We start from the raw sequence: 26042 nt of genomic DNA, 5'->3' as shown, positions 1-26042 counted from the left end.
TTCTCCTCAGCGAAAAGAACGGGGTGGTCCGGCAGGGGGCGGTTCACGCGGGCTCCTCCTGCCAGCGGTAACCGCGCGGGGTCACCATGCGCCCCGCGATGTTCCGGGTCGCCGTGTTGCCCACGGTCACGACCGTCATCATGTCGACCGTCGCCGGATCGAGTCCGGCCAGGGTCGAGATCCGCGCGGTGCCGTCGGGGCGCGAGGCGTTGCGCACGACACCGACGGGCGTCGAGGGCTCCCGGTGCTCCGCGAGGATCGCGAGCGCCTTGGGCAGCTGCCAGTCGCGGCCCCGGGAGCGGGGGTTGTAGAAGGTGACCACGAGGTCCGCCTCGGCCGCCGCCCGCACCCGCCGCTCGATGACCTCCCACGGCGTGTGCAGGTCGGACAGGCTGATCGACACGTGGTCGTGGCCGAGCGGCGCACCGAGGAGGGCGGCGGCCGCGAGCGCGGCGGTCACGCCCGGTACCCCTACCACGTCGATGTCGTCGGACGCCTCGGCGAGCGCGGGGGAGGCCATGGCGTACACACCGGCGTCCCCGCTGCCGATCAGCGCGACCGCGTGCCCCTTGCGGGCCTCCGCGACAGCCGTCCGGGCCCGCTCCTCCTCGGCGCCGAGCCCCGACTCCAGGATCCGGGTGCCGGGCCGCAGCAGGTCGCGGATCTGGTCGACGTACTGGTCGAGCCCCACGAGCACCGAGGCCCGCCGCAGTTCGTCCTCCGCGCGCGGCGTGAGCAGGTCCCGGGCCCCCGGCCCGAGCCCGACCACCGCGAGCCGCCCGCGCACCGGACGCCGTACGACGGCACAGGTCGCCGTCGCGGGGACCCCGGCCGACTTCCGCTTCGGCACGAGGAGTTCACCCCCGCCGACCAGCGCGGCGGCCTCGGCGACCGAGGGCGTCCCGACGGCGGCGAGCGGCGCGTCCGAGGGGTTCGGCACCTCCACGGCGGCCAGCTCCGCGGCGGAGTACGTCACCACCGGCACCCCGAGCCGCTTCGCGGCCTCCAGGATGCCGGGTTCCTCCGCCTTGGCGTCGACGGTGGCGAGCTCCGCGACGCTCCGGGGAGACAGTCCCGCGTCCCGCAGGGCGCCCTCGACGACCTCCAGCACCTCCTCGGCCGGGGCGCCCCTGGACGCGCCGACGCCGACGACGAGCGACGGCGGCCGCAGCAGCACCTCCCGCGGGGCGGGCTCCACGGCGCGGTCCGTGAGCCGCACGGTGTACGCGCCCCGACCGGCGAACGGCACCGGCGGCAGCGGCCACGCCACCTCCGCGTCCAGCACGACCGGCTCCCCGTCCAGCAGGGCCCGGCTGACCCCGGCGACGTCGCCCTCCACGGGCAGGCCGAGGGTGTCCAGACCGGCGAGGCCGACGGCGTCCGTCGCCGTGGTCACCACGGGCGCGGCCCCCAGCAGCCCGGCCACCTCGGCGGCGAGCGCGTTGGCGCCGCCGGCGTGCCCGCCGACCAGCGACACGGCGAACCGCCCGCCCTCGTCGACGCACACCACGCCCGGGTCCGACGCCTTGTCGCCGAGCAGCGGCGCGACGAGCCGCACGACGGCGCCCGTCGCCAGGAAGCACACGAGCTGCTCGCACTCCGCGAACGCCCGCCGTACGGCCTCCCCCACGGGCCCGTCGTACACGCGCGTGCGGTCCGGCCACGCCACGGCCAGCCGGTCCCGCGCCGCCGCCCCCGCCGCGGTGGCGGAAATGAGGCCGATCACTGGGCAACTCCTTCTTCAGGTACTCGATGGACGGGGGCTCTGGTCCCCCACAGCAGGAAGACGGGGTTGGTCGCCGCGAGCCGGGTGACCTCCCCCGGCAGCGGTGCGAGCCGCGAGGACTGCAGCAGCACGCCGTCGACGCCGAACCCGGCGTCCGCGAGCGCGGCCCGCACCGCCGGGACCCGGTCGAGGGCGGCCATCGCCACCACCACGGTCCGCCGGGCCCGCCGCGCGCACACCTCCACGATGCCGGGCAGCTCCCGCCCGCCCCCGCCGACGAACACGGCGTCGGGGTCGTCGAGCCGGTCCAGCGCCCCGGGCGCCGTGCCGTGCACGACCTGCACGTCCACGCCGTGCGCGCCGGCGTTGGCACGGATCCGCTCGACCCCGTCCGGGGCCCTCTCGACCGCGCTGACGGCGGCGCCGAGCCGCGCGCACTCCACGGCCACGGACCCCGACCCCGAGCCCACGTCCCACACCAGGTCGCCCGGGCGCGGACCGAGCCGGGCCAGGGCCAGCGCCCGCACCTCGAACTTGGTGATCATCGAGTCGCGGTGGGCGAACTCGCCCTCGTCCAGCGCCCACCCCGCGGGACGCCCGCCGCCCGCGAGGGTCCGTACGGGACCGAGCGCCCGCGACTCGTCCAGACACAGGACGACACTCACCGCCGTACCCCAGTCGCGGCCCGCGGCCTCGGCGGGGGAGACCCGCTCCACCCGCTCGGCCACCGGATCGCCCAGCGCGGAGGCGACGACGAGGACGCGGCCGGGCACGGTACGGGCCAGGGCGGCGCCCAGCTCGGCCGGTCCGGCGCCCGGCCCGGTGAGCACGGCGACCTTCGGATGCGCCCGGCAGACGTTGACGGCGGTCCGGGGATCCCGCCCGTGGGCGCTGACCACGACCGCGTCGTCCCAGGTCAGCCCGAGCCGGGCGAAGGCGGCGGCGACGGAGGGGACACCGGGTCGCACCTCCAGCCGCTCCGGTCCGAACCGCTCGGCCAGCGCCCGCACGATCCCGAAGAACCCCGGGTCGCCCGAGGCCAGCACGACCACGCGCCGCTCCTTGGCGACGTACTCCGCGACGACGTCGAGGGCGGGTGCGAGCGGCCCGAGCACGAGCCGCTCGGCGGTCGCGGGCAGCGGTACGGCGTCCAGATGGCGCCGCCCGCCGACGACGAGCTCGGCGCCGGTCAGCTCACCGGGGCCGGGTGGCGCCCCCGTCCCCGTACCGAGGACGGTGATCGGCCGGCTCATGTACGGGCACCCCGCTCGCGCAGCGCCCGGCGGGCCTCCGGGTCGGCCTTGCGGTGGCCGTGGAAGTGACCGGGGTGGTACAGGTGCGAGCGGGTGCCGTGGGCGTCGAGGGCCGCGCCGACCAGGAAGAGGGTGTGCTTCCAGAGCTTGTGCTCCTTGACCGTCTCCTCCAGGGTGCCGATCGTGCACTTCACGATCAGCTCCTCCGGCCAGGTGGCCTGATGGGCGACGACGACGGGGGTGGACGTCGGGTAGCCGCCCTCCAGCAGTTCCCGCACCAGCTGCCCGCTGCGGGCGGCGGACAGGAAGACCGCCATGGTCGTGCCGTGCCGGGCGAACTCCCGCACCTCCTCGCCGGGCGGCATCGGTGTCTTGCCGCCGCCGAGCCGGGTGAGCACCACGGACTGCGCGACCTCGGGGATGGTCAGCTCGCGCCGGGCGAGCGCGGCGACGGCGGAGAAGGACGACACCCCCGGGACGACCTCGGTCCCGATGCCGATCTCGTCGCACCGGTCCAGCTGCTCCTGGGTGCCGCCCCACAGCGCGGGATCGCCGGAGTGGATGCGGGCGACCTTCAGCCCCTCCCGGTGGGCGCGCTCGTACACGGCCACCACGTCCTCCAGGGACATCGTCGCCGAGTCGAGGATCTCCGCGCCCTCCCGGGCGTGTTCGAGGACCTCCGCCTGGACCAGGCTCGCGGCCCAGATCACGATGTCGGCCTCGGCGATGGCGCGCGCGGCACGGAACGTCAGCAGGTCGGCGGCGCCGGGGCCGGCACCGACGAAGGTCACCTTGCCGGTGGGGGCATCGGCCATGGGTTCGGGTCCTCTCATAGCGGGTCCATAGCGGGTCGCAACGGGTCGTAACGGGGTCAGGGCAGTGGCCGGATGTGCGCGGCCGGGGGCTGATCGGATACGAAGGGCCCATGGCTGTCTTCGTCGCGCTCGGCGCGTTCCTCATGACGCTGGCCGGCGGGTGGACGGCACAACGGGTGACCGACCGCCGCCATCTGGTCCTCGGCCTGGCCGGTGGCCTGATGCTGGGTGTCGTCGGCCTGGACCTGCTGCCCGAGGCCCTGGAGGCGGCCGGCACGGAGGTCTTCGGCGTCCCGGCGGCGCTCCTGCTGTTCGTCGCGGGCTTCCTGCTGGCCCACCTGGTGGAACGCCTGCTCGCGGTGCGGCAGGCCGCGCACGGCGCCGAGGAGCGGGACGGCCGGGCCCCCGAGGTGGGCCTGACGGCCGCCGCGGCGATGGTCGGCCACAGCGCCATGGACGGCGTGGCGATCGGCGCGGCCTTCCAGGTGGGCCACGGCATGGGCGTCGCGGTGGCCCTGGCGGTGATCGCCCACGACTTCGCGGACGGCTTCAACACGTACACGATCACGAGCCTGTACGGGAACGCCCGTCGCAGAGCCCTGTTCATGCTGGTCGCGGACGCGGCGGCACCCGTGGCCGGCGCTGCGGCGGCGACCGTCGTCACCATCCCGGAGCGGCTGCTCGGCGCCTATCTCGGCCTCTTCGGCGGCGCCCTGCTCTATCTGGCGGCCGCCGAGATCCTCCCCGAGGCCCACCACGAACACCCCGCGCGCTCGACCGTGCTGTGCACGATCGCGGGCGCGGCCTTCATCTGGCTGGTGGTGGGCATCGCGGCCTGACGTCCGGGGTCTCACAGCTTGCCGCCCCGCCCGCCGTCGCGCCGCGGGGGAGCGATGAGCGTCGAGAGGTACGGCAGCGGCTCCCCGTCCAGCTCGGCGGCCGGCCGGATGAACTCCTCCGCCAGCCCGAGCGCCGACCCCCACACGGCGTCCCCGAGCCGCCCGGTCTCCCGCAGCGCCTCGGCGACCTCGGCGGCCTGCCGCCCGAACTTGTACGCCACGACCGTCCCCGGTCCGGCCAGCGCCTCCTTGAGCGCGGCGGAACCGGCGGTGTGGGGCACCAGCGTCAGCGGCTCGGTGCCCTCGGTCAGCACGGCCCCGGAACGCGCCGCCAGATCCTGCATGGCGGTGATCCCGGGAACGGTGTCGACGACCGTCCCCGGCACCAGCTCCACGACGGTCTGCGCGAGATACGTGAAGGTGGAGTACACGTTCGGGTCACCGATGGTGGCGAAGGCGACGGTCCGGTGCCGCTTCAGCAGCCCGGCGACCCGCTCCCCGGCCGTGTCCCAGGCGGCCTCCCGCCGCGCCCGGTCCGTCCGCTCGTTGAGCGCGAACACGACCCGGACGACCTTCTCCCGCGGCACGTAGTGCAGCACCGTCGCCTCGGCCCGCCCGGGCTCACCGCCGTCCTTTCCGTCGGGCGCGGCCATGACGGGGACGACGACGACCTCGGCGGCCCGCAGCGCGTTGACCCCCTTGACCGTCACCAGCTCCGGATCCCCGGGACCCACCCCGACTCCGACCAGCCTGCTGTCGCTCATGACGTCCGGCACCTCTCCACGAACCGACGGGCCACACCGGGCTCGGCCGCCCAGTGCGTGTGCAGATAACTCGCGTGCACCCCTTGGTGCACGAAGCCTTCGACCCGCCGGTCGGGAGCCCGTACGCCCCACGCGGGGGCCGTCCCCGCGCCGGGCTCGACGACCGTGCGGTGGAACTCGTGCCCCCGCATCCGTGTTCCGGCCGGGGCCAGCACACTGTCGCTCACGGCGACGGCGTCCCGGTAGCCGAGGGTGAGCCGTTCGGACATCCGGGCGGTGGCGTCGAGCACCCCGCACATCGGCAGGCCGTCCAGCTCCCGGCACAGGTACAGCAGCCCGGCGCACTCGGCGGCGACCGGCGCACCGGACTCCGCGAGCGCGGCGACGGCCTTGCGCAGTGGCTCGTTGGCGGACAGTTCGGCGGCGTACACCTCGGGGAAGCCGCCCCCCACGACGAGCCCGGCGGTGCCCTCCGGGAGGGACTCGTCCCGCAGGGGGTCGAAGGTGACGACTTCGGCACCGGCGGCGGCGAGGAGTTCGGTGTGCTCGGCGTAGGAGAAGGTGAACGCCTCCCCACCGGCGACGGCGACGAGCGGCGCCCGCTGCCCGTCCGACCGGGACGGGCGGCCGTGGGCGGGCAGGACGGGGGTCCAGGGGACGGAGCCCCCCGGGACGGCACCCGCAGAACGGGCGAGCGCCTCCAGCGCCGCGAGATCACACCCGTCGGCGACCTGCGCGGCCATGGCCGCGACAGCCTCGACCGCAGCCCCCCGCCGTTCGGCGACGGGAACCAGCCCGAGGTGCCGGGAAGGCGTGTTCACCTGCTCAGCCCGCCGCAGGGCACCCAGCACCGGCACCCCCGCCGAGTCCAGCGCGTCCCGCAGCAACTCCTCGTGCCGGTCCGAGGCGACCTTGTTCAGGATCACGCCCCCGACCCGCACCTCGGGATCCCAGGAGGCGAACCCGTGCACCAGCGCCGCCACCGACCGCGACTGGGACGAGGCGTCCACGACGAGCACCACCGGCGCCCGCAGCAGCTTCGCGACATGAGCGGTGGACGCCAGCTCACCCTCCCCGGCGGCCCCGTCGTACATCCCCATCACGCCCTCGACGACGGCGAGGTCGCACCCGCGCGCCCCGTGCAGGAACAGCGGAGCGACGAGCTCCGGCCCGCACAGGTACGCGTCGAGGTTGCGCCCCGGTCGCCCGGTCGCGAGCGCGTGATACCCGGGGTCGATGTAGTCCGGCCCGACCTTGTGCGGGGACACGGCGAGCCCCCGCGCGGCGAACGCGGCCATCAGCCCGGTGGCGACGGTGGTCTTGCCGCTGCCGGAGGACGGCGCGGCGACGACCAGCCGGGGGACGCAGGACATCACCACTCGATGCCCCTCTGCCCCTTCTGCCCGGCGTCCATCGGATGCTTGACCTTGGACATGTCGGTCACGAGGTCGGCGAAGTCGACGAGCTTCCCGGGCGCGTTCCGTCCGGTGATGACCACATGCTGCGTCCCGGGGCGGTCGCGCAGCACGTCGATCACCTCGTCCGTGTCCACCCAGCCCCAGTGCATCGGGTACGCGAACTCGTCGAGCACGTACAGCCGGTACGTCTCGGCCGCCAGGTCCCGCTTGACCTGCTCCCAGCCCTCCCGGGCCTTCTCCTCGTTGTCCATCTGCGCATCCCGCTGCACCCAGGACCAGCCCTCGCCCATCTTGTGCCAGTCGACGGTCCCGCCCTCGCCGGAGGCGCCGAGCACCCGCAGCGCGTTCTCCTCGCCGACCTTCCACTTCGCCGACTTGACGAACTGGAACACCCCGATGGGCCACCCCTGGTTCCAGGCCCGCAGCGCGAGCCCGAAGGCGGCGGTCGACTTGCCCTTGCCGACGCCCGTGTGCACGACCACGAGCGGCCGGTTGCGACGCTGACGGGTCGTCAGTCCGTCGTCCGGCACGACACTCGGCTGTCCCTGCGGCATTACGCGGCCCTCCTCTGTACGTCCTTCACCAGTCCGGCGATCGAGTCCGCCCGCAGCTCGTCGAGCGTCACCGCCGTTCCGCCGAGCTCACCCGCGAGCTGCCCGGCGAGCCCCAGCCGCACCGGCCCCGACTCGCAGTCCACGACGACCGACGCGACGCCCTCGGCGGCGAACAGCCGCGCGGCCCGCCCCGCGAGCGCCACCGGCTCGGTCCCGCCGGTGGCCCGCCCGTCCGTCACCACCACGACGAGCGCCCGCCGCGCCGGATCCCGCAGCCGCTCCACCCGCAGCACGTCGTGCGCCCTGAGCAGCCCGGCCGCGAGCGGGGTCCGCCCACCGGTCGGCAGCGACTCCAGCCGGGCGGCGGCCGCGTCCACCGACGAGGTCGGCGGCAGCGCCACCTCGGCCGCCGCCCCCCGGAACGTCACCAGCCCCACCTTGTCCCGCCGCTGGTACGCGTCCAGGAGCAGCGACAGCACGGCCCCCTTCACGGCGCTCATCCGCTGCCGGGCCGCCATCGAACCGGAGGCGTCGACCACGAACAGCACGAGGTTCCCCTCACGCCCCTCCCGGGCCGCCTGCCGCAGATCGTCCCGCCGCACCACCAGCCCCGGCCCCGAGCGCCCCCGGGCCCGCTGATGCGGCGCGGCGGCCTGCACGGTCGCCGCCAGGTGCAGCTTGGTGAGGGCCCCCCGGGGCCGCCGGGCCCCCGTGGTCCGCCCGTGCTCGGTCCGCGCCCGCGAACGCCGCCCGGCCGCACCCTCACCGATCCCGGGCACGCTCAGCACCTTCGCACGGAACGGCTCGGCGGCCCGTACGGCCGACTGCTCGCCCGAGCCGGAGGCCTGCGGCTCTCCGCCCTCACCGGCCTCGGTCCGCGCACCCGTGTCACCGCCGTCCCGCGGACCCGCGTCCGGCGACGGCTGTCCGCCACCGCCACCGCCGCCACCGGGGCCGTCGTCGTCGGGACCGGGGTCGTCCTCGCCCGAGAACTCCTCCAGCGTCTCGTCCAGCTTGTCCTCGTCGAGCCCCGGCGCGTCGAAGGGATTGCGGCGCCGGCGGTGCGGCAGCGCCAGCAGCGCCGCCTGCCGCACGTCCTCCGCGAGCACGTCCGTGCGCCCGGCCCAGGCGGCCAGCGCGGTCGCGGTACGCGCCATCACGATGTCGGCGCGCATACCGTCCACCTCGAAGGCCGCACAGGTCGCCGCGATCTGGCGCAGCGCCCCGTCGCCCAGCCGCACCGACGGCAGCAGCTCACGCGCCGCCACGATCCGCGCCCGTACGGCGGCCTCCTCGTCCGCCCAGCGCGCGGCGAAACCGGCGGGGTCGTCGTCGTAGGCGAGCCGGCGCCGTACGACCTCCACCCGCTGGTCGGGCTCCCGGGAGGCGGCCACCTCCACGGTCAGCCCGAACCGGTCGAGCAACTGCGGCCGCAGCTCGCCCTCCTCGGGGTTCATGGTCCCGACGAGCAGGAAACGCGCGGCGTGCCGCACGGAGACGCCCTCGCGCTCCACGTACGAGGCGCCCATCGCCGCCGCGTCGAGGAGCAGGTCGACCAGGTGGTCGTGGAGGAGGTTGACCTCGTCGACGTACAGGATCCCGCGGTGCGCGTCGGCGAGGAGGCCCGGCTCGAAGGCCTTCACGCCCTCGGACAGCGCCCGCTCGATGTCGAGCGCGCCCACCAGCCGGTCCTCCGAGGCGCCCACCGGCAACTCGACCATCCGCGCGGGCCGCGTCTCGAACGCCCCCGGCTCGTGCGGCCCGTCCGGGCAGGCCGGGTCGGGGGAGTCCGGGTCGCAGGAGAACCGGCAGCCGGACACCACGTCCAGCGTGGGCATCAGTGCCGAGAGGGCGCGCACGGCCGTCGACTTGGCGGTGCCCTTCTCGCCCCGCACCAGCACCCCGCCGACCGCCGGTGACACGGCGTTCAGCAGCAGCGCGAGCCGCAGGTCGTCCTGGCCGACGACGGCCGTGAACGGGAACGGGGTACTCACTTCTCGTCGCCCTCCAGATCGCCCTCGAGCTCCAGGTACGTGGCCCGCAGCCGCTCGACGGTGTCGGCGTCCGGCTCCGCCCACAGCCCGCGGTCGGCGGCCTCCAGGAGCCGTTCGGTGATCCCGCGCAGCGCCCACGGGTTGGACTTCTTCATGAAGTCCCGGTTCTCCGCGTCGAAGACGTACTCGGCGCTGAGCTTCTCGTACATCCAGTCGTCGACCACGCCCGCCGTGGCGTCGTAGCCGAAGAGGTAGTCGACGGTCGCCGCCATCTCGAAGGCGCCCTTGTAGCCGTGCCGCCGCATGGCCGCCATCCAGCGCGGGTTGACCACCCGGGCGCGGAACACCCGGTGCGTCTCCTCGCCGAGCGTGCGGGTCTTCACCTGGTCCGGTACGGCGGAGTCACCCACGTACGCCTCGGGGCTGGCGCCGGTCAGGTGCCGCACCATCGCGACCATGCCGCCGTGGTACTGGAAGTAGTCGTCGGCGTCGACGAGGTCGTGCTCACGGGTGTCGACGTTCTTGGCGGCCACGGCGATGCGCTTGAACGCGGTCTCCATGTCGCCCCGCGCCGGCCGCCCGTCGAGCCCGCGCCCGTAGGCGTAGCCGCCCCACACCGCGTACACCTCGGCGAGGTCCGCGTCGGAGCGCCAGTTGCGGGCGTCGATCAGGGGCAGCAGACCCGCACCGTACGCGCCCGGCTTGGAGCCGAAGACGCGGGCCGTGGCCCTGCGCCGGTCGCCGTGCTCGGCGGTGTCCGCGTCGGCGTGCGCCCGCACGAAGTTGCGGTCACCGGGCTCGTCCAGCTCGGCCACCGCCCGCACCGCGTCGTCGATCAGCCCGACGACGTGCGGGAAGGCGTCCCGGAAGAACCCCGAGATACGGACCGTGACGTCGATGCGCGGCCGGCCCAGCTCCTCCAGCGGCACGATGTCGAAGCCGGTCACGCGCCTCGACGCGTCGTCCCACACCGGACGGCAGCCCAGCAGCGCCAGGATCTCGGCGATGTCGTCGCCCTGGGTGCGCATGGCGGACGTGCCCCAGACCGTCAGGCCGACGGACTTCGGGTACGCGCCGGTGTCCTGGAGGTAGCGCTGCACCAGCGAGTCCGCGAGCGACTGGCCGACCTCCCAGCTCAGCCTCGACGGGATGGCCTTGGGGTCGACCGAGTAGAAGTTGCGGCCCGTCGGCAGCACGTTGACCAGACCGCGCGTCGGCGAACCGGACGGCCCCGCCGGGACGTACCCGCCGTCGAGGGCGCGCAGGATGTGCCCGATCTCGTCGGTGGTCCGCTCCAGCCGGGGCACCACCTCGGTGCAGGCGAACTCCAGCACCGCGACGGCCTCCGGGAGTTCGGCGCCGAGCACCGCACGGACGAGGGCGGGGACCGCCGTCACGTCCCACGCCCGCGCCTCCATGCCCTCCGCGACCCGCCGGCACAGCTGCTCCAGCAGGTCGATCGCGTCGGCCGCCGTACGGGACGGCCCCTCGACCAGGTCCGTCAGCTCCGCCGGCAGCTTCACCGGCGCGCCCGGCTCGGCCAGCAGCTCCTTCTCCACCAGCCCGAAGTGCGCGGCGAGCGAGGCCCGCAGACCCGGCAGGGCGTTCGCCTTGCCGCCCCACACCTGCGAGGCGCGCAGCACGGCCAGCACCAGGTTGACGCGCGGCTCGCCGACCGGACCGCCGCCCAGGACGTGCAGCCCGTCCCGGATCTGCACGTCCTTGATCTCGCACAGATAGCCGTCGATGTGCATGACGAACTCGTCGAAGTCGTCGTCGCCGGGCTGCTCGTCCACGTGCAGGTCGTGGTGGAGCTCGGCCGCCTTCACCAGCGTCCAGATCTGGGCGCGGACGGCCGGGGCCTTCGTCGGGTCCAGGTCGGAGACGAGCGCGTACTCGTCGAGCAGCTGCTCCAGCTTGGCCAGGTCGCCGTAGGTGTCGGCGCGCGCCATCGGCGGCACCAGGTGGTCGACGACCGTGGCGTGCCCGCGCCGCTTGGCCTGGGTGCCCTCACCGGGGTCGTTGACGATGAACGGGTAGATCAGCGGCAGGTCGCCGAGGACGGCGTCCGGCGCGCACCGCCCGCTCAGCCCGAGCCCCTTGCCGGGCAGCCACTCCATCGTGCCGTGCTTGCCCATGTGCACGATCGCGTCGGCGCCGAAGCTGTTCTCCAGCCAGCGGTAGGCGGCCATGTAGTGGTGGGACGGCGGCATGTCGGGGTCGTGGTAGATCGCGATCGGGTTCTCCCCGAAGCCGCGCGGCGGCTGGATCATCACGACGACGTTCCCGAACCGCAGGGAGGCCAGCACGATGTCGTCGCCGTCGACGTAGAGGCCGCCCGGCGGCTCGCCCCACGCCTGAAGCATCCCGTCCCGCAGCTCCGGGTCGAGCTTGTCGAACCAGGCCCGGTAGTCGGCGAGCGGCACCCGCGCGGGCGCGGCGGCCAGCTGCTCCTCCGTCAGCCACTCCACGTCGTGACCGCCGGCCTCGATGAGCCGGTGGATCAGCTCGTCGCCGTTGTCGGGGTACTCGGTGAGCGAGTAGCCGGCTTCCCCGAGGGCGTCCAGCACCCGGACCGCCGAGGCGGGCGTGTCCAGCCCGACCGCGTTGCCGACCCGCGAGTGCTTGGTCGGGTAGGCGGTGAAGACGAGTGCGATCTTCTTGTCCGCGTTCGCCGTGTGCCTGAGCCGCGCGTGCCGTACGGCGATCCCGGCGACCCGTGCCGCACGCTCGGGGTCGGCGACGTACACCGGCACGTCGTCGGGGCCCTGCTCCTTGAAGGAGAACGGGACGGTGATGAGACGTCCGTCGAACTCGGGGATCGCGACCTGCATCGCCGCGTCCATGGGGGAGAGGGCCGCGTCGGACTCGTCCCAGGCCGCGTGCGAGGAGGTGAGGCAGAGCCCCTGCAGCACCGGGATGTTCAGCTCGGCGAGCGCCCCGACGTCCCAGGACTCCTCGTCGCCGCCCGCGGAGGCCTGCGAGGCGTGGGTGCCGCCGGCGGCGAGGACGGTGGCGACGAGGGCGTCCGCCCCGCCGAGGATCGTGAAGAGACCGGCGTCGGCACCTCGCAGCGAACCGCAGTACACGGGGAGGGCGTTGGCGCCCCGGGCCTCGATCGCGTCGCACAGGGTGTCCACGAAGGCGGTGTTGCCGCTGAGTTCATGGGCCCGGTAGAAGAGCACGCCGACGGTCGGACGGCCGTCCACGACGACACGCTCGCCGTGAACCCCGTACTCCGGCATCTTCTGCGGTTCGACGAAGCCCTCACCGGTCAGCAGCACGGTGTCGGACAGGAACCGGGCCAGCTCCGTGAGGTTGGCGGGCCCGCCCTCGACGAGGTAGCGCAACGCCTCGGCGACGACACCGGCCGGGACGGACGACTCGGCCATCAACTCCGCGTCCGGCACGGCCTCGCCGCCCAGCAGCACGGTCGGGATGCCGGACGCCTTCAGCGCGGCGAGCCCCTCCTCCCAGGCACGCTTGCCGCCGAGGAGGCGTACGACGGCGATGTCCGCGCCGGCGACGAGGCCGGGCAGCTCCCGCGCCACGTCCACCCGGGTCGGGTTGCCGATCCGGTAGGAGGCACCGGAGGCGGCACGGGCCGCCAGCAGATCGGTGTCGGCGGTCGACAACAACAACACAGTGCTCATGCGGGTGCTCCCGGTGGAATGAAGGGCAGTCCTTGCGGCGCGCCGGACTCGATGAGCCGCCACAGCGCGTCCGTGTCCGCGTGCTGTTCGATCAGGTCGCCGAGCCGGTCGAGCTGCTCCTCGCGCAGCCCGGCGAACGAGGTGTCGGGCGCGGGCACGAAGCGGCGGCCCGCGGCGGCGGCCACCTCGCGCAGGAAGGCCCGCCGGAAACCGTCCGACTCCAGCGAGCCGTGCCAGTGCGTGCCCCAGGTCTGGCCGACCCGGCAGCCGTCCAGGAAGGCTTCCCCGCCGTCCACCTGGGCGACCCCGTGATGGATCTCGTACCCCTCGACCCGCTCGCCGAGGGCTGCGCCCTCCGGCCGGGTGAGGGTCTTCTCGCGGGCGAACCGCACGCGCACGGGAAGGATCCCGAGCCCGTCGACGTTCCCGCGCCGGCTCTCGACCTCGTCCTCGATGTGCTCGCCGAGGACCTGGAAGCCGCCGCAGATGCCGAGGACCGGGCGCCCTTGCGCGGCTCTGCGGACCAGGGCGTCCGCGAGTCCCCGCTCCCGCAGCCACTCCAGCGCCCGGACCGTCCCCCGGGTTCCCGGGATCACGACGAGGTCCGCGTCGGCCAACTCCTCCGGCCGGTCCACGAACCGCACGACGACACCGGGTTCGGCGGCGAGCGCGTCGACGTCGGTGAAGTTCGACATGAGGGGGATCGCGCAGACGGCGACCCGCAGCACGTCCTCCCCGACGGGCGGGGCGACGTTCGACTCCCGCACGGTCCCGCGCAGGGAGACCCGCAGCCCGTCCTCCTCGTCGATCCCGAGCCCGTGGCGGAACGGCAGCACGCCGTAGGTCCGCCGCCCGGTGAGCCCGTGCAGCATGTCGAGCCCCGGCTCCAGCAGACCGACGTCCCCCCGGAACTTGTTGACGAGGAATCCGGCGACGAGCGCCTGGTCCTCGGGGGAGAGGAGCGCGACGGTCCCGAAGAACGACGCGAAGACCCCACCGCGGTCGATGTCGCCGACGACGAGCACGGGGAGCCCGGCGTTCCGGGCGATCCCCATGTTCACGATGTCGGTCCGCCGCAGATTGATCTCGGCGGGAGAACCGGCCCCCTCACAGATCACCGCGTCATACGTGCCCCGCAACTCGGCCAGACAGTCGAGGACCGTCCCGAGAAGCCGTTGCTGGCGCCCGCCGTGATACCCCCGTGCGCTCAGCTCGCCCACCGGCTTCCCGAGCAGCACCACCTGACTGCTCTGCTCGCCACCGGGCTTGAGCAGCACGGGATTCATCAGCGCGGTCGGCTCGATGCGGCAGGCCTGCGCCTGCATGGCCTGCGCCCGCCCGATCTCGGCCCCTTCCTTCGTCACGAACGAATTCAGGGACATGTTCTGCGCCTTGAAGGGGGCGACCTTCACCCCCTGCCGCACCAGCCACCGGCAGATGCCCGCCGTGACGACACTCTTGCCGGCGTCGGAGGTGGTACCGGCGACCAGGAGACCCCCGCTCATGAGCTCCGCCCCTTCGCGATGAGGCGCGCGGCGACGGTGACGCCGAGCGCGAGCAGGCCGACACGGCGGGAGAGCCGTACGGCGCGTTCGATGTCGTGGGCGACGACGGCACGTCCCGCCGTCCCGTTGAGCACGGGCCGGTGCTCCACCCGCCCGGCGTAGGACAGGGTCCCGCCCAGCCGCACCCCGAGCGCACCGGCGAAGGAGGCCTCCACGGGACCGGCGTTGGGACTGGGGTGCAGGTGGGCGTCGTCCCGCCAGGCCCGTACGGCGGCGCGCGGCCGGTCGCCGGCGACGGCGGCGAGGACGGCGGTCAGCCGCGCCCCCGGCCACCCCGCGAGGTCGTCGAGCCGCGCGGAGGCCCACCCGAAGCGCCGGTACCGGGGCGACCTGTGCCCGACCATCGCGTCCAGGGTGTTGACGGCCCGGAACCCGAGCAGCCCCGGCACACCGCCCACGGCGCCCCACACCAGGGCGCCCACCACGGCGTCGGAGGTGTTCTCGGCGACGGACTCGACGACGGCCCGCGCGATCCCGTCGGCGTCGAGGGCCTGCGGATCCCGCCCGCACAGGTGGGGCAGCCGGGCCCGCGCGCCCTCGACGTCCCCCGCCTCCAGGGCGCGCCCGACGGCACGGGCCTCGCGGGCGAGCGAGGTCCCGCCCACCACGGCCCAGGTGGCGGCGGAGGCGAGAGCGACGGAAGCGGCCGGGGAACGCCGTACGGCCCGGTCGGCGGCGGCCCCGAGGACCACGGCCCCACCGGCGCAGACGACGGTGTGCAGGGCGCCCCACCCGCGGTGGTCCCGCCACAGCACCCGCTCCACGGCTCCGGCGGCCCGCCCGAACGCGGCGACCGGATGCCCCCGGCGTGGATCACCGAGGAGCAGGTCACCGAGGAGGCCGAGGGCGGCGCCGTACGCGTGAACGCGATCGGCACGCATCGGCTCAGCCGGCCGCGGGGTCGGGCAGCGAGCTGGTGCTGTACCTCAACGGCCGAGCGAGCATGGCGATATGTCCTCACTCAGGGTGTCCACGCCCTGGTTCGACGAGACCGGCGGCGAGAGTTCCTGGCTCCCGGGGTGGTGCACCCCGGTGACAGTGGCGGGACCGCGCCGGATTCGCACCGGCTTCCTCTTCTGCCGCCGTACATGGCTCCGGCAGTCCACCATGGCCCCGGAAGGGCCGTCAACTTGCCGTTGACCTGCGAGGCTGGAGTGTGCTGAGCCCCACACAGGGGCGGTTCCGGAGGTCACGGAAAAGGGGTGCGGGACGGCGATCCGTCCCGCACCCCGAGGTGTCCGAGCTGGTGGGTCAGGCCACGATCAGGGAGATCCCGTACGCCACCGCCGCCGCGCAGGCCGCGAAGCACGCGTAGGCGCCGGTGACCGCGAGGGTGGCGGAGCCGCCCTGTTCCGCGGCGCGTTCCTGACGGGACAGGCCCATGATGCCGAGGGTGAAGAGGGCCACCAGGGCCACGGTGATCACGAGGCTGACGCCGAAGACGGAGCCGAGGGCCGCCCAGTCGATCTTCATGCTGCTTCTCTTCCTTCGTACCGGGTGGGCGGGTTCAGACCGCGGGGGCCGTGGGCTCGGTGGCCGTGGCGGCCGGGGAGGGGATGGTGGCCGTCAGGCCCTCGGTGACCGTGCCGGCCGGAGGCGGGGCGACGGCGGCGATCGCCGTGGTGACCACGCCCGCCGGCTCCTCGGTCTCGTTGACGTTGGACGCGTCCACGACCTCGCGGCGCGAGATCTTCCAGATCGCCGCGCTGGAGGCGACGAGGAAGACCGCCACGACCGCCGTGCCCCAGTCGCCCAGGTTCGTGACCGACTCGGCCAGCGCGCCCACCAGGGCGGCCGCCGGGAGCGTCAGGCCCCAGGCCACGAACATCCGGGTCGCCGTGGACCAGCGGACCACGCCGCCCTTGCGGCCCAGCCCCGCGCCCATCACCGAACCGGAGACGGAGTGCGTGGTGGAGAGGGAGAAACCGAGGTGGGAGGAGGCCAGGATGACCGTCGCCGCGCTGGTCTGGGCGGCGAAGCCCTGCTGCGGCTGGAGGTCGGTCAGGCCCTTGCCCATGGTGCGGATGATGCGCCAGCCGCCGAGGTAGGTGCCGAGCGCGATGGCCAGGCCGGCGGAGAGGATGACCCAGGTGGGCGGGTCGGAGTCGGGGGCGACGGCACCGCCGGCGACCAGGGCGAGGGTGATGATGCCCATCGTCTTCTGCGCGTCGTTCGTGCCGTGCGCGAGGGAGACCAGGCCGGCCGAGGCGATCTGGCCCGCGCGGTAGCCCTTGTCGGCCGCCTTGCCGTCGGCCTTCTTGCCGAGGGTGTAGGACAGGCGCGTCGCCAGCATCGCCGCGATGCCCGCGACCAGCGGGGCGGCGACCGCCGGGATCAGGACCTTGGTGACCAGGACGTCACCGTGGACCGCGCCCATGCCGGCGGAGGCGATGGTGGCGCCGATCAGACCGCCCATGAGGGCGTGGGAGGAGCTGGAGGGGAGGCCCACCAGCCAGGTCAGCAGGTTCCAGAGGATCGCGCCGACCAGGGCGGCGAAGATGACCTCGGGACGGATGCCGGTCTCGTCGACGAGACCCTTGGAGATCGTGTTGGCGACCTCCACCGAGAGGAATGCGCCCACAAGGTTGAGCACGGCGGACATGGCCACCGCGACCTTGGGCTTGAGTGCACCGGTGGAGATGGTCGTGGCCATCGCGTTGGCGGTGTCGTGAAAACCGTTCGTGAAATCGAACGCGAGTGCGGTTACCACCACAATCGCGAGGATCAGCGAGAAGTTTTCCATTTACCCAGGCAATCGTTCGAGGTCATTGGCTTGTTGAAAGTAGGCAACCTGGGTGAACGGAAGGTGAACTGGGGCAGGCGTCAGGGTGTCCAAATGTGAGCGCCGCCACTCTGTCCGACGCGCCGCCCCAAGCGGGGCCTGCCCCGTGCCGCCTGCGCACCCCGCCGGCCGGTCCGTGGAGCCGCGGAAAGAGATCCTGGTCACCTGATCGGCGGCACTCCGGCCGACCCGGCGTCCCCCTGGCAGGATCGGGGGCATGGGCGAGCAGCGGCGTGACGGACGGCAGGCCCGGGACAGCCGGGACCGCATACAGAACGCGGCCGGGGCGCCGGGAGGATGCGCGCTCCCGGAGGAGGCGCGGGCCTGGGAGGCGCTCGTCGCGACGGCCCGCCGCACCGTCACCGACGGCCTGGTCGTCGGCACCTCCGGCAACGTCTCCGCGCGCGTCGGCGACACCGTGCTGGTCACCCCCTCGGGGGTGCCCTACGACCGCCTCACCCCCGGCGACATCACAGGCGTCGACCTCACCGGCCGGCAGGTGCTCGGCACCCTCACCCCGACCAGCGAACTCCCCATGCACCTCGCCGTCTACCGCCGCACCGACGCCCGCGCCGTCGTCCACACCCACGCCGTCCACGCCACCGCCGTATCCACCCTCGTCACCGTGCTGCCGTCCGTCCACTACATGACCGGCGCCCTCGGCGGCCCCGTCCGCGTCGCCCCCTACGCCACCTACGGCACCGAGGAACTGGCCGAGAACACCCTCCGTGCCCTGGACGGCCGCACCGGCTGCCTCCTGCAGAACCACGGCACCCTCACCTACGGCACCACCCTCGACCAGGCATTCGACCGCACGGCGCAGCTGGAGTGGATGTGCCGCCTGTGGCTGACGGCCTCCTCCGTGCCCGGCCGTACCCCGACCCTCCTCACGGACGCCCAGCTGGCGGAGGCGGGCGAGCGTCTGCGCACCTACGGCCAGCGCCCCTGACCCCGCCCGCACCCCGGGTTCCGGCGCGGCATCGAGGCGGTGCAGGCCCCCGCGCCCCCTCACCTCCACCTTGTTACCACTGGCCGCGAGGAAGGATGCCCAGGACACTGGACGGGTGCGCACTGTCACCGCGACGGCCGCCGCCGTCACCGCAGCCCTGGCCGCCGGCGCCGCCAGCGTCGCCGCCGGCCGGTTCGCCAGCGACGCCGCGCTGAAGGCGCCGCCCGGCCGGCCCCTGCCCACCGAACCCCGGCTCACCGTGCACGGCACGGCCGCCGGCCAGGTGACCCTCACCCGTCACCTCGCCGCCCTGCGCCCCGGCACCTACGGCCTCTCCGGCAACGGCACCCACGCGGTCGTCGGCGCCGTCCTGCCCGACGCCCCGCACTCCGCGGACACCGTCGTACGCCGCCTCGAACGCGTCACGCACGGCGCCCTCGAGCCCGGCGACGCGGTCTGGCTCACCCCCAACCTGTACGTCGGCAACCCCCGCGACACCCTCGGCCTCGACCACACCGAGGTCGAGATCCCCGGCGAACTCGGCACCCTGCCCGCCTGGTTCGTCCCCGGTGCCCGCCGCACCTGGGTCATCGCCGTGCACGGCCTGGGCACCACCCGCGAACACACCCTGAACCTGCTCGCCTTCCTGCACCAGCGCCGCTTCCCCGTGCTCGCCCTCGCCTACCGCGGCGACCTCGGCGCACCCCGCCCCCCGGACGGCCTGAACCACCTCGGCCAGACCGAGTGGCGCGACCTGGACGCGGCGATGCGGCACGCCGTCCGCCACGGCGCCGAACGCCTCGTCCTGCTCGGCTGGTCCATCGGCGCCACCATGGCGCTGCGCGCCGCGGCCCGCTCCGGACCGCGCGGCCTCGTCGCCGGACTCGTCCTGGACTCCCCGGTGCTGAACTGGCAGTCCACCCTGCGCGCCCTCGCCTCCGCCCGGCACACCCCCGGCGTGCTGCTGCCGCTCGCCGTCCGCGCCGCCCAGGGCCGCACCGGACTGCACGGCGCGGCGGACGGCCACGGCGACGAGATCGCCGACCCGGCCCTGCTGACCGTCCCCACGCTGATCTTCCACGGCCCCGACGACACCGTGGCCCCCTGGGACGTCTCCCGCCGCCTCGCCGCCCGCCGCCCCGATCTGGTCGCCCTCCACACCGTCGCGCAGGCCCCGCACGGCGCCATGTGGAACGCCGGCCCCGCCGCCTACGAAGAGGCTCTCCGGCGCTTCCTCACCCCGCTGAGCTGAACCTCTCCACGCCCCCTCGATCCACCGGTGCCGAAGGTTCCGTTTAAGCCCGTACCACTGGCCTGAACCCGCCTGCTCACCGCTCTCCGCACCCCGTGCGTTGGCCAGTCCCGTAGCCCGCCGTGACATTCCGTTTGGGTTTTCGGACCGTCAACCGGAAGACTGCACCCGTGACGTCCCGTATCCCGCGCGACTCCAGGCTTCGACTCGTCCGCCCGCGACCCCTGGCCGCCGCCCCCACAGCTGTGAACCAGCGGCGCCCGCGCCGCCCCGCGCCCCGCCCCCCGGAAGGCACTCCGGCCCCGGCGGAGCTGGCCAGAATGGCACGCTCAGGTCTGGCCGCCGCGGCCCGTGTCGCCCGCTGGGCCGACAGCGCCCTCGGCCCCGGCCGCGACGCCGCCACCGCCGACGGCAAGGCCACCCTCTCCGAGGCGACCGCCGAACGCGCCGCCAGCGATCTGGGCCTGACCCTGGATCAGGTCCGCCACGACTGGGACACCGCCCGCCTGGCCGGCCTCGTCGAGGTGCACGGCGACAGCGCGCGCCCCGGCTGGCGGCTGCGCGCCTGGGACCGCGACGACAGCGCCGTGCTGCGCGGCTGGGTCGCCCTCTTCGACGCCTGGTCGCTCGCCACCCCGGAACCCGCCGACGAGGAGCCCGCCACCGTCGCCGAGGTCGTCTCGGCCATGCCCCAGGTGCTCTCCTTCCTGCAGCTGTCCGCCGGACCCGTCCCCGTGGACCAGCTCCTCGACCTGCTGCGCCAGCGCGTCACCGAACTGCGCACCGAGCGCTGCGAGGTCCCCTACGCCGCCGACGCGGCCGGCCCCCCGGCCCCCACCGCCCCCGAGCCCTCCGCCGACGCCGACCCGGCGGAGCCGGCCCAGGACGCCGAACTGGCCCCCCTCCTCGACTGGGCCCTGCGCGCCCTCGCCTCCGTGGGCGCCCTCACCTGCGGCGACGGCCAGGCCACCCTCACCCCGCTCGGCAGCTGGGCGGTGTGGGTCAAGCTGGAGCAGATCTGCGTCGCCGCGCAGAGCCCGGCCGGGAACATCGAGCAGGCCGCCGAGGACATGCTCCGCGGCTGCGCCCAGCTGCGCCCCAACGCGGCCCGCGCCGAGTACCGCGCCTGGCTCGCCGCCCGCCCCGTCGGCAGCGCCGTCACCGAGCTGCTGGCCGCCGCCCGCGGCGAGGACGCCCTGCTGCGCGGCCTGGCCTTCGAGGCGCTGCGCGTCGTCGGCGCCCCCGCCGAACCCGACGTACGGGCCGTCGTCGACGAGCCCGCCCTCAGGCCGTACGCCCTGCTCTGGCTCGCCGAGCACGACGGCGTCGACCCCGAGGACGCCCACGAGGTGCTCACCCGCGAGGAGGCCACCTGGCTCTGGGTCGACACGGCCGCCGCCGTCGCCGACCACGGCGAGGCCCCGATGCTGGTGCGCCACCTGGAGTCCGCGCTGCAGCCGACCGTGCCCGCGCTGCTGGCCGAGGTGCGCGCCGTCGGACACCCCCGCACCGTGCAGGTGCTGGTGGCGCTCGCCGCCGCGCACCCCGACCCGGCGCTGGCCAAGGCCGTGCGCCGGGCCGCCTTCCAGGTGCACACGGGAGGCTGAGCCCCGCCGGGGCCGGAGTCAGGCCTGTATGTCCGGGGCGTACGTGCCGAAGCTCCAGATGTTGCCCTCGAGGTCCCGGGCCATGTAGTCGCGGGAGCCGTAGTCCTGGTCCGTCGGGGGCATCAGGATCTCGGCGCCGTGCTCCACGGCGCGCCGGTGGTGTGCGTCGACGTCGTCCACGACGACGTACACCCCCGCCGGGCCCGCGCCCTCCATCGCCGCGTCGAAGACGCCGCCGCGGCCCTTCGAACCGAGCATCACCGCGCCGTTGCCGTACACCAGCTCGGCGTGCATCACGGTGCCGGCCTTCTCCTCGTCGCTCTCGTACACCGACAGCTCCGTGAACCCGAAGGCCTCCGTGAGCTGGCGTATCGCCGCCTTCGCGTCGGCGTACAGCAGCGTCGGACAGATGGTCGGACGTGCGCCGTTCGTGCCTGCCATACCGATCACTCCCCTGTGACCACCGCCGGACATGTCACCCACGGCCCAGTCTGGCAGCGGCCACCGACACCGCGCCCGGGAGAGATCGAACACCCGAACCCAGAAAAAGTGCTTGCACTGGGCCGTTAGACTGGCCCCATGGCCATTCTCCTCGCGCATTAGACGGCGGGAACGTCCTCAGCCGCCCAACCCGCCACCGACCCCGCACAGGAGTCTGACCGTGATCTCCGCCTCCGGCATCGAGCTGCGCGCCGGCGCCCGCGTCCTCATCGAGAGCGCCACCTTCCGTGTCGCCAAGGGCGACCGCATCGGCCTGGTCGGCCGCAACGGCGCGGGCAAGACGACCCTGACCAAGGTCCTGGCCGGCGAGGGCATCCCCGCCGCCGGACAGGTCACCCGCTCCGGCGAGGTCGGCTACCTCCCGCAGGACCCCCGCACCGGCGACCTCGACGTCCTCGCCCGCGACCGCATCCTCTCGGCGCGCGGCCTCGACCTGCTGATCCGCAAGATGCGGGACAACGAACAGCGGATCGCCAACGGCCAGGGCGCCACCCGGGAGAAGGCCCTCAGGCAGTACGAGCGCCAGGAGACGGAGTTCCTCACCAAGGGCGGGTACGCCGCCGAGGCCGAGGCCGCCACCATCGCCGCCGCGCTCAACCTGCCCGACCGGGTGCTCGGCCAGCCCCTGCACACGCTCTCCGGCGGTCAGCGGCGCCGCGTGGAGCTGGCCCGCATCCTGTTCTCCGACGCGGACACGCTCCTGCTCGACGAGCCGACCAACCACCTCGACGCCGACTCGATCGTCTGGCTGCGCGACTACCTCAAGACCTACCGCGGCGGCTTCATCGTCATCAGCCACGACGTCGACCTGGTCGAGACGGTCGTCAACAAGGTGTTCTACCTGGACGCCAACCGCTCCCAGATCGACGTCTACAACATGGGCTGGAAGCTCTACCAGCAGCAGCGCGAGGCCGACGAGAAGCGCCGCAAGCGCGAGCGGCAGAACGCCGAGAAGAAGGCCGCCGCCCTGCACTCGCAGGCCGACAAGATGCGCGCCAAGGCCACCAAGACCGTCGCCGCGCAGAACATGGCCAGGCGCGCCGACCGGCTGCTCGCCGGACTCGAGGCGGTCCGGGTCTCCGACAAGGTCGCCAAGCTCCGCTTCCCGGAGCCCGCGCCCTGCGGCAAGACCCCGCTGATGGCCGAGGGCCTGTCGAAGTCGTACGGCTCGCTGGAGATCTTCACCGACGTCGACCTCGCCATCGACAAGGGCTCCCGGGTGGTCATCCTCGGCCTCAACGGCGCCGGCAAGACCACCCTGCTGCGGCTGCTGGGCGGCGTGGAGCAGCCCGACACCGGCGAGGTCCGTCCCGGTCACGGTCTCAAGCTCGGCTACTACGCCCAGGAGCACGAGACCCTCGACCCGGACCGCACGGTCCTGGAGAACATGCGCTCCGCGGCCCCCGACATGGACCTGGTCGAGGTCCGCAAGGTGCTCGGCTCGTTCCTGTTCTCCGGCGACGACGTCGACAAGCCGGCCGGTGTCCTGTCCGGTGGCGAGAAGACCCGCCTCGCCCTGGCCACCCTGGTGGTGTCGTCCGCCAACGTCCTGCTCCTCGACGAGCCGACCAACAACCTCGACCCGGCCAGCCGTGAGGAGATCCTCGGCGCGCTGCGCACCTACAAGGGCGCGGTCGTGCTGGTCACCCACGACGAGGGTGCCGTGGAGGCGCTCCAGCCCGAGCGGATCATCCTGCTGCCCGACGGCGTCGAGGACCTGTGGGGCGCCGACTACGCGGATCTCGTCGCCCTGGCCTGATCTCCGGCGCCAGGGTCACCCCGGCTTGATCGAATGCGTGATCTCCGGCGTATGGATCATTCGGCCCATCGGTGATCCATCATCTGTGTGAGATCTCCTCGTATCGAGGTGTGTCCTACATCCATTTCACGGCCGACCCCTTTGTCGACAAGGGGTCGGCCGTCGCGCGTCCCTGACCTGGCACTTCGCTCAACAACCCGTTCGGCCCCACGAACACCACCGGGCGGAATCACAGGTTCCACTTGTGGGGACGCGCTCCTGTCGTCAAATCCCTCTCGCACGGACCTTGCCGAATGGGTGGCCATCACGCCCCGGAGGGGTGATCATGAGGAGACCAGAGCGCACTTCCCATGAGGAGGCACGGGTGGCCGAGACTCTGAAGAAGGGCAGCCGGGTGACCGGCGCCGCGCGCGACAAGCTCGCGGCAGACCTGAAGAAGAAGTACGACTCCGGTGCGAGCATCCGGGCACTGGCCGAGGAGACCGGCCGCTCGTATGGCTTCGTACACCGGATGCTCAGCGAGTCGGGCGTCACGCTGCGTGGGCGTGGCGGAGCGACGCGGGGCAAGAAGGCCGCCTCGTCCTGATCCGGGCGGCCCGTCGGCTTCGATGGTGACCACCCGGTCGGTCGGCCGATCGGCCGGGTGGTTACTGTGCAGTCACTTAGCATCGCTCCATTGATCGCTCTGTCGACCGCACGCATCGGAGGCGCCCCATGGCCACGCCGGACCAGGAACTCGTTCCCCTGCTCGACAAGGACGGCGTACGGCTCACCGTCGACGACGCGCTCGCCACGGTGACGCTGACCAACCCGGCCAAGCGCAACGCGCAGAGCCCCGCCATGTGGCGGACGCTCGCCGAGGCCGGGCGGCTGCTGCCGGGCTCCGTCCGCGTGGTCGTGCTGCGCGGCGAGGGCAAGTCCTTCTCCGCCGGCCTCGACCGGCAGATGTTCACGCCCGAGGGGATCGAGGGCGAGCCGTCCTTCATCGACCTCGCGCGCAGCGGCGACGCCGAACTCGACGCCGCCATCGCCGGGTACCAGGAGGGCTTCACCTGGTGGCGGCGCAACGACGTCGTGTCCATCGCCGCCGTCCAGGGCCACGCCATCGGCGCGGGCTTCCAGCTGGCGCTCGCCTGCGATGTGCGCGTCGTCGCCGACGACGTGCAGTTCGCCATGCGCGAGACCAGCCTCGGCCTCGTGCCGGACCTCACCGGCACCCACCCCCTCGTCTCCCTCGTCGGCTACGGCCGCGCGGCCGAGATCTGCCTCACCGGGCGGTTCGTGGGCGCCGAAGAGGCCGTGGCGTCGGGGCTCGCCAACGTCGCCGTACCCGCGGCGGAACTCGACGCGAAGGCACGGGAGCTGGCGTCCGCGATTCTTGCCGCGCCCCGTGAGGCCGTGATCGAGACCAAGGCGCTGCTGCGCGGCGCCGGGGACCGGACGTACGACGAGCAGCGCGCCGCCGAGCGTGCTGCCCAGGCCCGCCGGCTGCGGGACCTGGCCGGCCTGGGCGAATGAGCCCTGCGGCGCCGGCTCCTGGCGCGCCGGGCTCTGCCTGCCGGGCGCCGGCGCGTTGCGCCCTGCCCTGCCGGGCGCCGGCGTGCCGGGTATTGCCCGGCCGGGTTCTGCCCTGTCGGGCGCTGGGGTGTTTGCGCCCTGCCCTGCCGGGTCCATCCGTGCCGGGCTCGGGCGCCGGTGTGTGGCGCCCTGCCCTGTCGGGTCCTTCCGTGCCGGGCTCGGGCCCTTCCGTGCCGGGTCCCGCCCTGCCGGGTCCTGGCGTGTCGCGCATGTCTCGGGCCTCGGCCCGGCCGAGCCGTGCCCTGTGCGGCCGGGCGCGGCAGCCGGCGGTCAGCTCACCTCGGTGACCAGGACCGCCACGGTGGGGTGATCCGGCAGGACCTCTCCCACCACCGCGCGGACCGCCCGGGCCACATCCAGTGCCCGGTGGTCCGCGCGCACCACGATCTCCACGCGTGCGTGCCGGTGCGGCAGGGCGGCGGCCGCGCCCTGGATCTCCTCCAGACGGACCGCCCGGCCCAGGACGCCGGTCATGCCGGTCACCCCCGGCACGGACAGGGCCGCCCCGGCCGCGAGGGCCTCCTCGCCGGTGAGCGCCGGCCCGGCCGGGGGCGCGTCCCGCGGCCGTTCGGCCTCCGGTTCCGCCGCTTCGGCACCGAGCAGGTCCGTCACCCGCAGGTCCACCTCGGCCACGACCAGACCGAGCCGCTCCTCGGCAGCCGCCGCCAGCACACCGCGCACGCGTGCCGCGGCGCCCGGCAGGGGCTCGGAGACCGCCGCCGCGAAGTCCGCCGTCACCCGCAGGGGCGCCGGCGGCAAGCCACTCGGCGGAGGCGGTACGACCGGCTCGGAGGCGCCCGCCGGGTCCGCCTGCGCGATCCGGAGCACCCCGAGCCGCACCCCAGGCAGCCCCCGTACCGCCTCCCTCAGCACACGCTCCGCCGCGCCCTCGGTGATCCACGCCCCGTCGCGCGGCCCGCCCAGGGGGAGGAGCCTGCCCGGACCGAGCTGATGCCGTACCGCACTCGTCCACCCGTCCATTCCTCCAGCCTGCCGTATCCCCGGGGCGCGGCAGCGCAACGGCGCTTACCGT

The 26042-nt window shown here is 74.1% G+C and carries 21 protein-coding genes and 1 riboswitch; of the genes, 7 read left to right on the top strand and 14 right to left on the bottom strand.

Annotation, left to right across the window (positions count from 1 at the left end):
• Nucleotides 1-43: 43 nt before the first annotated feature.
• The 3 genes from cobJ to cobM are packed head-to-tail and all read right to left on the bottom strand — an operon-like array spanning nt 44 to nt 3794.
• Nucleotides 44-1726 carry a precorrin-3B C(17)-methyltransferase gene (gene cobJ, locus ACFY2L_RS00385; protein WP_390821135.1) on the bottom strand — a complete coding sequence of 561 codons (1683 nt, stop codon included), beginning with the start codon at nt 1724-1726 and terminating at the stop codon, nt 44-46.
• Complete coding sequence (cbiE, locus tag ACFY2L_RS00380) at nt 1723-2979, bottom strand: precorrin-6y C5,15-methyltransferase (decarboxylating) subunit CbiE (protein WP_390656097.1); 1257 nt, start codon at nt 2977-2979, stop codon at nt 1723-1725. The genes cobJ and cbiE overlap by 4 nt, the downstream gene beginning before the upstream one ends.
• Nucleotides 2976-3794 (bottom strand): precorrin-4 C(11)-methyltransferase, encoded by an 819-nt coding sequence (cobM, locus tag ACFY2L_RS00375; RefSeq protein ID WP_390656098.1) that lies wholly within the window; start codon nt 3792-3794, stop codon nt 2976-2978. Before cobM ends, cbiE begins: the two co-directional genes overlap by 4 nt.
• A 110-nt stretch (nt 3795-3904) precedes the next feature.
• On the opposite strand from cobM, the gene ACFY2L_RS00370 reads away from it, so the two are divergent.
• Nucleotides 3905-4633: a ZIP family metal transporter gene (locus ACFY2L_RS00370; protein ID WP_390656099.1), complete on the top strand. Its 729-nt coding sequence runs from the start codon at nt 3905-3907 to the stop codon at nt 4631-4633.
• Between the two features lie 11 nt (nt 4634-4644).
• Here the strand turns inward: ACFY2L_RS00370 and cobI are convergent, their stop codons facing one another.
• The 9 genes from cobI to ACFY2L_RS00325 form a co-directional block, all read right to left on the bottom strand.
• On the bottom strand, nt 4645-5409 hold the full coding sequence (cobI, locus tag ACFY2L_RS00365) for a precorrin-2 C(20)-methyltransferase (protein WP_390656100.1): 765 nt from the start codon (nt 5407-5409) through the stop codon (nt 4645-4647).
• Nucleotides 5394-6770 carry a cobyrinate a,c-diamide synthase gene (locus ACFY2L_RS00360; protein WP_390821134.1) on the bottom strand — a complete coding sequence of 459 codons (1377 nt, stop codon included), beginning with the start codon at nt 6768-6770 and terminating at the stop codon, nt 5394-5396. Before ACFY2L_RS00360 ends, cobI begins: the two co-directional genes overlap by 16 nt.
• Nucleotides 6770-7369 (bottom strand): cob(I)yrinic acid a,c-diamide adenosyltransferase, encoded by a 600-nt coding sequence (gene cobO / locus ACFY2L_RS00355; protein ID WP_390656102.1) that lies wholly within the window; start codon nt 7367-7369, stop codon nt 6770-6772. Before cobO ends, ACFY2L_RS00360 begins: the two co-directional genes overlap by 1 nt.
• Entirely contained in the window at nt 7369-9363 is a 1995-nt protein-coding gene (locus ACFY2L_RS00350) for a putative cobaltochelatase (protein ID WP_390656103.1), read from the bottom strand. Before ACFY2L_RS00350 ends, cobO begins: the two co-directional genes overlap by 1 nt.
• Nucleotides 9360-13016, bottom strand: a complete 3657-nt coding sequence (gene cobN / locus ACFY2L_RS00345; RefSeq protein WP_390656104.1) for a cobaltochelatase subunit CobN — start codon at nt 13014-13016, stop codon at nt 9360-9362. Before cobN ends, ACFY2L_RS00350 begins: the two co-directional genes overlap by 4 nt.
• Nucleotides 13013-14521 carry a cobyric acid synthase gene (locus ACFY2L_RS00340; RefSeq protein WP_390821133.1) on the bottom strand — a complete coding sequence of 503 codons (1509 nt, stop codon included), beginning with the start codon at nt 14519-14521 and terminating at the stop codon, nt 13013-13015. The genes cobN and ACFY2L_RS00340 overlap by 4 nt, the downstream gene beginning before the upstream one ends.
• Nucleotides 14518-15462, bottom strand: coding sequence for a cobalamin biosynthesis protein (locus ACFY2L_RS00335; RefSeq protein WP_390821132.1), 945 nt, complete (start codon nt 15460-15462; stop codon nt 14518-14520). The genes ACFY2L_RS00340 and ACFY2L_RS00335 overlap by 4 nt, the downstream gene beginning before the upstream one ends.
• 97 nt (nt 15463-15559) lie before the next feature.
• A riboswitch (cobalamin riboswitch) is annotated at nt 15560-15703 on the bottom strand.
• Between the two features lie 129 nt (nt 15704-15832).
• Nucleotides 15833-16054, bottom strand: a complete 222-nt coding sequence (locus ACFY2L_RS00330) for a hypothetical protein (RefSeq protein ID WP_390656107.1) — start codon at nt 16052-16054, stop codon at nt 15833-15835.
• A 34-nt stretch (nt 16055-16088) separates the two neighbouring features.
• Nucleotides 16089-17324 carry an anion permease gene (locus tag ACFY2L_RS00325; protein WP_390656108.1) on the bottom strand — a complete coding sequence of 412 codons (1236 nt, stop codon included), beginning with the start codon at nt 17322-17324 and terminating at the stop codon, nt 16089-16091.
• A gap of 256 nt (nt 17325-17580) precedes the next feature.
• Here ACFY2L_RS00325 and ACFY2L_RS00320 point away from each other — a divergent pair, with 256 nt between their 5' ends.
• The 3 genes from ACFY2L_RS00320 (at nt 17581) to ACFY2L_RS00310 (ending at nt 21171) form a co-directional block, all read left to right on the top strand.
• A complete protein-coding gene (locus ACFY2L_RS00320) occupies nt 17581-18312 on the top strand; it encodes a class II aldolase/adducin family protein (RefSeq protein WP_390821131.1) in 732 nt (243 codons plus the stop codon).
• 115 nt (nt 18313-18427) lie between these two features.
• Nucleotides 18428-19564 carry an alpha/beta hydrolase gene (locus ACFY2L_RS00315; RefSeq protein ID WP_390656110.1) on the top strand — a complete coding sequence of 379 codons (1137 nt, stop codon included), beginning with the start codon at nt 18428-18430 and terminating at the stop codon, nt 19562-19564.
• 170 nt (nt 19565-19734) lie between these two features.
• Nucleotides 19735-21171, top strand: a complete 1437-nt coding sequence (locus ACFY2L_RS00310; protein WP_390656111.1) for a hypothetical protein — start codon at nt 19735-19737, stop codon at nt 21169-21171.
• An 18-nt stretch (nt 21172-21189) separates the two neighbouring features.
• Here the strand turns inward: ACFY2L_RS00310 and ACFY2L_RS00305 are convergent, their stop codons facing one another.
• Nucleotides 21190-21612, bottom strand: coding sequence for a VOC family protein (locus ACFY2L_RS00305; RefSeq protein WP_390821130.1), 423 nt, complete (start codon nt 21610-21612; stop codon nt 21190-21192).
• A 220-nt stretch (nt 21613-21832) separates the two neighbouring features.
• Here ACFY2L_RS00305 and ACFY2L_RS00300 point away from each other — a divergent pair, with 220 nt between their 5' ends.
• From ACFY2L_RS00300 to ACFY2L_RS00290, 3 genes are all read left to right on the top strand, one after another.
• Nucleotides 21833-23431, top strand: coding sequence for an ABC-F family ATP-binding cassette domain-containing protein (locus ACFY2L_RS00300; RefSeq protein ID WP_390656113.1), 1599 nt, complete (start codon nt 21833-21835; stop codon nt 23429-23431).
• A gap of 364 nt (nt 23432-23795) precedes the next feature.
• Nucleotides 23796-24017, top strand: a complete 222-nt coding sequence (locus ACFY2L_RS00295) for a helix-turn-helix domain-containing protein (protein ID WP_004002281.1) — start codon at nt 23796-23798, stop codon at nt 24015-24017.
• Nucleotides 24018-24145: 128 nt separating this feature from the next.
• The gene (locus ACFY2L_RS00290) at nt 24146-24949 is read left to right on the top strand and encodes an enoyl-CoA hydratase/isomerase family protein (RefSeq protein WP_390656114.1); all 804 of its coding nucleotides are present in this window, start codon (nt 24146-24148) and stop codon (nt 24947-24949) included.
• 330 nt (nt 24950-25279) lie between these two features.
• Here the strand turns inward: ACFY2L_RS00290 and ACFY2L_RS00285 are convergent, their stop codons facing one another.
• A complete protein-coding gene (locus tag ACFY2L_RS00285; protein WP_390821129.1) occupies nt 25280-25990 on the bottom strand; it encodes a nucleopolyhedrovirus P10 family protein in 711 nt (236 codons plus the stop codon).
• Nucleotides 25991-26042: the final 52 nt, after the last annotated feature.

Origin of the sequence: Streptomyces sp. NPDC001381 (assembly GCF_042895685.1) — a bacterium.
Lineage (GTDB): Bacteria > Actinomycetota > Actinomycetes > Streptomycetales > Streptomycetaceae > Streptomyces.
The sequence above is the reverse complement of the archived record's forward strand: the minus strand, read 5'-3'. Positions and strand labels throughout refer to the sequence as shown.